Source organism: Rhodococcus sp. CX (assembly GCF_015865005.1).
Lineage (GTDB): Bacteria > Actinomycetota > Actinomycetes > Mycobacteriales > Mycobacteriaceae > Rhodococcus.
Window position 1 is genome coordinate 32,299 of sequence record NZ_JADZGH010000117.1, and the last position, 6,976, is coordinate 39,274.

Sequence of the window (6,976 nt, forward strand, 5' to 3'; positions counted from 1 at the left end):
TCGGCGTTCACCGACATCTCCCAGTGGTTCCTGATGCCGCTGCTCGCCGCCGCGCTGGCCGCCTCCGCCCCGGCGCCGCGCACCCGACTGGTGAATCTCGTGCTCCTCGCTCTCGGGTTGTCGTGGCTGGGCGATGCCGCACCCGACCTGTTCGGCGGGGACACCGCGTTCCTGGTGATGGTCGGGTTCTTCCTGTGCGCGCAGATCGTGTACATCGCGGCGTTCGCACCGTACCGGTCGGCGAGCATCCTGTACACGCGCCGCTGGGCGCTGGCGATCCCGGTGGTCGCCGTCGTCGCGCTGATCGCGGTGTGCGCGGCCGGCGCGGGCGCACTGCTCGTCCCGGTCGTCGTGTACGGGCTGCTGCTCGCCACGATGGCGGTGCTCGCCACCGGCGTGTCCTCGGTGATGGCGACCGGCGCGGTGCTGTTCGTCGTCTCGGACGCGCTGATCGCACTCGGGGCGTTCACCGAGCTGTCCGTCTCCGGCTTCGCCGTCATGTCCACCTACATCGCGGCCCAGGTGCTCATCGCGGTCGGCGCCCGCGCGGTCGACGAAAGCGCGGTGTCGAGCCCCGGCCGGGCCGCGACCGCCTGACCTGGTCACGAACCGGCCGGGACAGGGGATCAGATTCCGATCAGTTCCTTTGCGACGGCGACCGAGGCGGGTCCGTCGAGGGCCGGGCGATCGGCCCATTTGCCGCCGGTGATCGTCACCGACACCTCGGGCAGCGTCACCGTGGTCACGGCGACGGAGGCGACGGCGATCTCCTGCTCGAGGGTGTACGCGATGCCGCCGGCCTTCTCGATGTCGGCGTCGGAGATCACGGTCAGCCCGGAGCCGCCCATCTGGTCGGCGGAGTAGACGGTGCCGGTGCCGGGTTCGAGGATGACGCCGACGGTGCGGATCGCGTCGAAGCCGGTCGCGGGGCTTTCCCACTGGCAGTAGGCGCCGTTCTCGCCGGCCTCGCTCGCGGCGCCGGCCTGCAGCCCGTCGATGTAGTCGGCGACATAGGGTTCGATGTCCGCGCAGCTCGAGAAGCGGGCGAGGATGTCCTCGTCGAGGGTGCCGGGGGTGAACTCCGACCCCGAATCCGAGGACGCCGAATCCGGGGACGTGGCGTCGGAGGAGGAGTCTTCGGAGGAGCAGGCGGGCAGCAGCGCGCAGGCGAGTGCGACGGGGACGGCGAGAAGTCGAGTTCGATTCACCGCTGCATGGTATAGGCCGCGGGCCCGCTCGTTGATCTTGGTCCCGGTTGCCCGATTTCGGGGATATCTTCGCAGGTCAGCGTGTTTCCGGGAGTATCGGCCAGGACGGGGGATCCCCACCCCACGGGCGCGCCGGGAACGGATGATCGGGGTAGTCGGCGACGGCGGGCCGGGCCGCGGTGACCGCACCGTGGGTCACGACGGTGGCGACGCTCGGGGTGGCCGGCCGCGGCGCGTCGGTTCGGCGACCGGGCGCGTCGAGCAGCCACGCTCCGGTGCGGGCCAGCGACACCGTCACGTCCCGACCGACGCCGTCACCGACCGCGTAGGCGTCGAGGACGCCGGCGGCGAGCAGGTAGCCGGATGCGTGATCGAGCGCCTGCGCGGGCAGCGCGCCGGGTGCATCGCCGCCGGACTCGACGGCAGCGATCCCGGAGGCGGCCTGCACGATCGAATCGAACCCGCGGCGCCCCGCCCACGGTCCCGTCGTGCCCCACGCGCACACCCGGCCCCGGATCAGGCCCGGACGGACCGCGCCGATATCGCCGATCATTGCCTCGAGCGCACCGGGGCGATAACCACTGAGCAGGATGTCGGCGTCCGCGAGCAACGCGCGGAATGTCGCAGCCCCGCGGGGGTCGCGCAGATCCAGCAACGCGCTGCGTTTCCCCTGGCCGTTCTCGATGTGCTGCCATTCGATCTCGGGCAGGTGCGGCGGATCGATGCGCAGCACCGTCGCACCGAGCAGCGCCAGCGCCCGGGAGGCGACCGGGCCGGCGATGACCCGGGTCGTGTCGAGCACGCGTACCCCCGCGAGCGGCGCCGCCTCCGTCGGTGCCGGCGCGGCCACGCGCCCAAAGTCGGCCCGGCGGGTCACCGCGACGAGGGGTTCCGTGGCCACCGCGCGTCCCGGCTCGGACGACCGCCACTGCGCCTCGTCGCGCACCCGTACCGCGATCGCGTCGTGCGCCACCGCCGCGGTCTCGACCGTGGCGGCGTCCAGGCCGCGGATCCGGTCGGCCACCTGCTCCCGGCCCGCGTCGGCGGGCACGTCCAGGGCACGCAGCAGGCGGGCGCGGTGGTGCGGATAGTTCGCATGCGTGCGCACCCATCCGTCGCGGGCCCGGAAGAAGCCGGACAGGTCGGCGAAACCGTCGATCGGGGTCCCCGACAACCGGAGCATCCGATCCCCGGAGAAGGACGCGGCGATCCGCTCGGGATCGAGCCGCACCGGGCGTGGACGCACGCCGGCCGCCGCGCGCACCCGGTTCGCGGCCTGCGCGAATGCGGCGACCGCGCCCGCGGCGAGCGCGAACACCGGCAGCCGTGCCGCCAGCAGAGCTCCCGGATCGGGGCACGCCACGTCACCGGTCGGTGTGGCGTCGAGTCCCGCCTCGGCGAGCGCCTTCGCGTAGTCGTGCTGCAGGTGCAGGTCGGGCATCGGCAGCGGCAGGTCGGGCACGATCACACCCTCTCGAAGTTGTCGAACGACGCGAGGTCCGGCGCGAATTCGTCGGCGATGTCTCCGTCGCGGGCGGGTCGGCGGGTGTGCGCGTGCGTGTCGAGGACCCGTTCCGGGTCGACGACCGTGACGCGCAGGCCGTCCAGGCGCAGCCGCCGTAGCGCCTCGCGGAGCATCCGCTCGGCGACGTCGTCGACCGAGTGGACCCGCCGCAGATCGAGGACCACGCCGTCGAGCCGCTCCACGTCCTCCGCCGATGCCAGGGCGCGCAGCACGAGTTCGGCGCCGCTGAACTGCAGGGTGCCCTGCAGGCTGCACACCCGGACGGTGTGGCCGTCCGGTCCCCGCAACCGGCGGTCGCGCCGGATGGCCGATCGGGCAGGTTCCGGCCCGTCCATGATGTGCAGGCCCATGTCGTCCGACAGCCGACGGCACATCCGGACGCCGCGCACGCTGGAGCCGTGGGAGTCCAGGCGCGGGGAGAACGCGCCGATGCCGACCTGACCGGGCAGGGCGCCGAGCACCCCACCGGAGACCCCGCTCTTGGCGGGAATCCCCACCGTCGACATCCAGTCGCCGGCCGCGTCGTACATGCCGCAGGTCATCATCACGCTGAGCACCTGCCGCACCACCGTCCGGGACACGACACGCTGACCGGTGAGTGGCTGGACGCCGCCGTTCGCGAGGGTCGCCGCCATCACCGCGAGGTCGCGCACGGTGACGGTGATCGCGCACTGCCGGGTGTATCCGCGCACCACCTCCGCCGGGTCGCCGTCGATCACCGAGTAGCTGCGCAGCATGTTCGCGATCGCCGAATTGCGGTAGGCGGTGCCCAGCTCCGAGTCGAACACCGACTCGTCGACGGCGAGATCGCGCCCGGCGAACGCGGACAGGCCCCGCAGCACCCGCTCGAACCGTCCCTCCGTCGTCGCGGTCGCGGGACCGACGAGCGCGTGGGCGGTGAGGGCGCCGGCGTTGATCATCGGATTGAGCGGCCGCCCGGACCCGCTCTCGAGCGACAACTCGTTGAACGCCTCACCGCTCGGTTCGACCCCGACCCGAGCGAGCACCGCGTCGACGCCGTGATCGGCGAGGGCCAGCGCATACACGAACGGTTTCGAGATCGACTGGATCGAGAACTCGGCATCCGCGTCCCCGGCGGTGTACACGACCCCGTCGATTGTCGACAGGCACACCGCGATCCGGTCCGGATCGGCCTGGGCGAGTTCGGGAATGTAGTCGGCGGTCGCCCCGGGATTGTCCGTCCCGCACGCCTCCACGACCTCGAGCAGATAGTCGGGGATCGGCGATTTCATCGTCGGATCCTAACCCGCGTGCGCCTCCGCCGCCCGTGTGCCTTTGTGGCGGTCCCAGCCGCCATTTGTGCACACCGGCGCGGAGCGCCTCAGACCTCTTCGCGCAGGACGGGGGCGACCGGGGTCTGCAGCTTCTCGAGCGACCCGGCGGACTCGGCGCGGGTGAGCCGCGAACGCCGCCACGAGACGCTGAGCAGGGCAATCCAACCGGCCGCGATCAGCAGATACAGCAGCATCGCGACGGTGCCGGTCACCTCGAACGACTTGAACAGCTTCTGCGCGTTGGTGATGACGATGATGCCGCCGACCGCGGTGCCGAGCAGCGTCGCCGGCACCCGGCTGACCAGCCACGCGGCCGCCGGTGCGGCGATCGCGCCACCTATCGCCAGGCCTGCGACGACGAGCAGGTTGCCGACCGACTCGCGACCCAGGCCGAACAGGAACCCGAGGCTGGCCGCGACCGCGACCATGAACTCCGACGCGCTGACCGAGCCGATCACGGTACGCGGCGCGGTCTTCCCGCGCGAGAGCAGGGTGCTGGTGGTGATCGGTCCCCATCCGCCGCCACCGCTGGCGTCGACGAACCCGCCGAAGAAGCCGAGGGGCGACAGGAACTTCGCGGTGTGCGGGGAGGTGCGGGCATGCGCGACCGCCGGCGGTCGCACCGAGAACCGCAGCGCCACGTACACACCGATCGCCAGCAGGATTCCCGCGGTGACCGGGGCCGCGGCCTCGGTGGACAGGCTCGACAGGACGGTCGCGCCCAGGAAGGCGCCGATCGCGCCGGGCACGCCGAGCTTGGCGACGACCTTCCAGTCGATGTTGCGGAACTTCCAGTGGGAGATGCCCGAGACCAGGGTGGTGCCGACCTCCGCCAGGTGCACGGCCGCGCTGGCATGCGCCGCCCCGACACCGCTGAAGATCAACAGGGTGGTGGCGGTGACGCCGAAGGCCATGCCGAGTGCGCCGTCGACGAGCTGTGCGCCGACACCGACAAGAGTGAAGATCAGCAAATTGAACAAGGCATGCTCCGACCGCGAACGTGGTTACCGAAGGGAATTGGGGAGCGGAAAGACCGCTCAGCAACACACCTGGCAACAACACGCGCCGTCGAAGCACGCGCCACGACGAGTCGGCCAGAACGGCATCAACGCAAGCACGGTGGCCGGGGCGGCCTCGATGCTCGTCGTCTGCACGGCTGTCGTCCTTCGTCGTCGGGTCGCCGAGGACACGGCGACCGGTCGAGCATAGCGTGATCCCGTGCGGGACGGCACCTCCGGGCCCACGGGAGGTGTCGTCCCGCACGGACCGTCAGGGAAGCCGACGCGTCTCGATCTCGAATCCCGCCGCGCGGAGCCGTTCGGTCAGCACGTCGCCGAACGCGACCGCTGGGGTGAGCACCCCGCCGCCGGCGTGCAGCGCGGAACCACCCACCGCCAGCGAGAGCGCGGACTCGGCGAGCATCACCGCCGTCGCCTTGTAGCCGGGATCGCCCTGCGCGGCGAACCGGGTGGTGTAGCGGGCGCCGGTCGTGGTCGTCGTGTACAGGTCGATCGTGAAGAACCCGCGCTCGCGAGTGGCTTCGGACGGCCCTTCGCCCGGCTTCGGCAGCACCTTGTCGAGCAGGAAACGCGTCGGGGGGAACGACAGGCCCAGCACCAGCGCGCCGAGACCCGCCGCGACCCCGCCGGCCAGCACCGGCGACAGCGGGGACGACCCGACGTTCATGACCTCGCGGTACCGGAACGACCTGCCGTACGTCCACCCGGTCAGGGCGTTGGTGCGGCGCACGATCCGCGTGTTGTACGACGCCATCGCGAACGGCGCCTTCCATCCGGACAGTTCCGGTGCGATGGTCTTGCCGTCGACGAACGCGAGGTCGTTCTCTCGGCCCAACCGAGGTTCCTGCGCCGGGTCGGGGCTGAGGGAATACGGTTGCGCCGCGACCTTCCGCAACGCGCGGTCCTTGCGCACGACGTCGAGCTGGGTGCGCAGCGAATCGATGGTGCCGCCGCTGGGGGCGCCGCGGAACGCGGTGAGAATCAGCGTGGTGTCGGCGAGTTCGCCCGCGTCGTCGGCCTGCGCCGCCCGGTACAACGCGTGCACGCCGAGGTCGGACGGGATCGAGTCGAAGCCGCAGGAATGGACGATCCGGGCGCCGGTGCGGCGGGCGGTGTCGGCGAACCGGTCGATGCTCTCGCGGTGGAACAGCACCTCGCCGGTGAGGTCGACGTAGTCGGTGCCCGCCTCGGCGCACGCCTGCACCAGCGGCATCCCGTACTTGGCGTAGGGGCCGACGGTGGTGATCACGACCCGGGTCGCCGCGGCCAGCGCGGCCAGCGACTCCGGATCCTCGGCGTCCGCCTCGAGGATCGGCCAGTCCGCAGCTGTGCCGCCGAGGTCCGCGCGGACCTTCTCGAGGCGGCTGCGGGACCGCCCGGCCAGGCCGGCCTTCAACCCGGACGGCAGATGTTCCGCCAGGTAGGCGGCGGTGAGCCGGCCGACGAACCCGGTGGCTCCGTAGACGACGATGTCGAGTTCGCGTGAGGCAGCGTTCATGGCGCACACCCTACTGCCGGGTAAATCACCGTGCGACGAAACTCACACGACGCGACCGCCGCCACAGGCCCACCCACGACACGAGGATGCAGGCCGCGACGAGCGCGCGGACCAGGCCGAGCGCGGAATCCGGGTAGATCACCCCGGTCAGGTAGTGGTCGATGAATCCGGACGGCGGCAGCCCCGCCTCGCCGGCGCGGTGACGCGCCCAGTTCTCGGCGCGGGTGAGCGGGCAGTCGAACCCCACCAGCACCGAGGCGAGCCCCCACACGACGGCGACCGCGTGCAGCACGATCGTGCGCGGCCAGCGCCACGCCACGAACCCGCCGAACGTGACGTACAGCAGGAACGCCAGATGCGTGAGCGCGATGCCGTCGGCCAGAACCCGATAGGGCATGGTTCCAGCGTAGGTCGGTTACTCCTCGTCGGGT

7 protein-coding genes are annotated in these 6,976 nt (G+C 71.6%); 1 reads left to right on the plus strand and 6 read right to left on the minus strand.

Going from position 1 to position 6,976, the window contains the following annotated elements; all coding sequences use genetic code 11:
- Positions 1–597, plus strand: a 597-nt coding sequence (locus I0Q12_RS12810; RefSeq protein ID WP_197252280.1) for a lysoplasmalogenase, incomplete at its 5' end; no start/stop codon positions are given.
- A 29-nt stretch (positions 598–626) separates the two neighbouring features.
- Here the strand turns inward: I0Q12_RS12810 and I0Q12_RS12815 are convergent.
- The 6 genes from I0Q12_RS12815 to I0Q12_RS12840 form a co-directional block, all read right to left on the minus strand.
- The gene (locus tag I0Q12_RS12815) at positions 627–1,208 is read right to left on the minus strand and encodes a hypothetical protein (protein WP_197252281.1); all 582 of its coding nucleotides are present in this window, start codon (positions 1,206–1,208) and stop codon (positions 627–629) included.
- A gap of 76 nt (positions 1,209–1,284) precedes the next feature.
- A complete protein-coding gene (locus I0Q12_RS12820; protein ID WP_197252297.1) occupies positions 1,285–2,649 on the minus strand; it encodes a CoA transferase in 1,365 nt (454 codons plus the stop codon).
- 23 nt (positions 2,650–2,672) lie between these two features.
- On the minus strand, positions 2,673–3,986 hold the full coding sequence (locus I0Q12_RS12825; protein WP_197252282.1) for a glutaminase: 1,314 nt from the start codon (positions 3,984–3,986) through the stop codon (positions 2,673–2,675).
- A gap of 89 nt (positions 3,987–4,075) precedes the next feature.
- Entirely contained in the window at positions 4,076–5,008 is a 933-nt protein-coding gene (locus I0Q12_RS12830; protein WP_197252283.1) for a sulfite exporter TauE/SafE family protein, read from the minus strand.
- A gap of 289 nt (positions 5,009–5,297) precedes the next feature.
- The gene (locus tag I0Q12_RS12835) at positions 5,298–6,545 is read right to left on the minus strand and encodes a trans-acting enoyl reductase family protein (RefSeq protein WP_197252284.1); all 1,248 of its coding nucleotides are present in this window, start codon (positions 6,543–6,545) and stop codon (positions 5,298–5,300) included.
- Between the two features lie 25 nt (positions 6,546–6,570).
- Positions 6,571–6,942 (minus strand): DUF2784 domain-containing protein, encoded by a 372-nt coding sequence (locus I0Q12_RS12840; protein WP_197252285.1) that lies wholly within the window; start codon positions 6,940–6,942, stop codon positions 6,571–6,573.
- Between the last annotated feature and the right edge of the window lie 34 nt (positions 6,943–6,976).

Excerpts from the sequence above, each read along its gene's own strand:
- I0Q12_RS12820 (WP_197252297.1), bottom strand. The coding sequence starts at position 2,649 with ATGCCCGACCTGCACCTGCAGCACGACTACGCGAAGGCGCTCGCCGAG.
- I0Q12_RS12825 (WP_197252282.1), bottom strand. The coding sequence starts at position 3,986 with ATGAAATCGCCGATCCCCGACTATCTGCTCGAGGTCGTGGAGGCGTGC.
- I0Q12_RS12835 (WP_197252284.1), bottom strand. The coding sequence starts at position 6,545 with ATGAACGCTGCCTCACGCGAACTCGACATCGTCGTCTACGGAGCCACC.
- I0Q12_RS12840 (WP_197252285.1), bottom strand. The coding sequence starts at position 6,942 with ATGCCCTATCGGGTTCTGGCCGACGGCATCGCGCTCACGCATCTGGCG.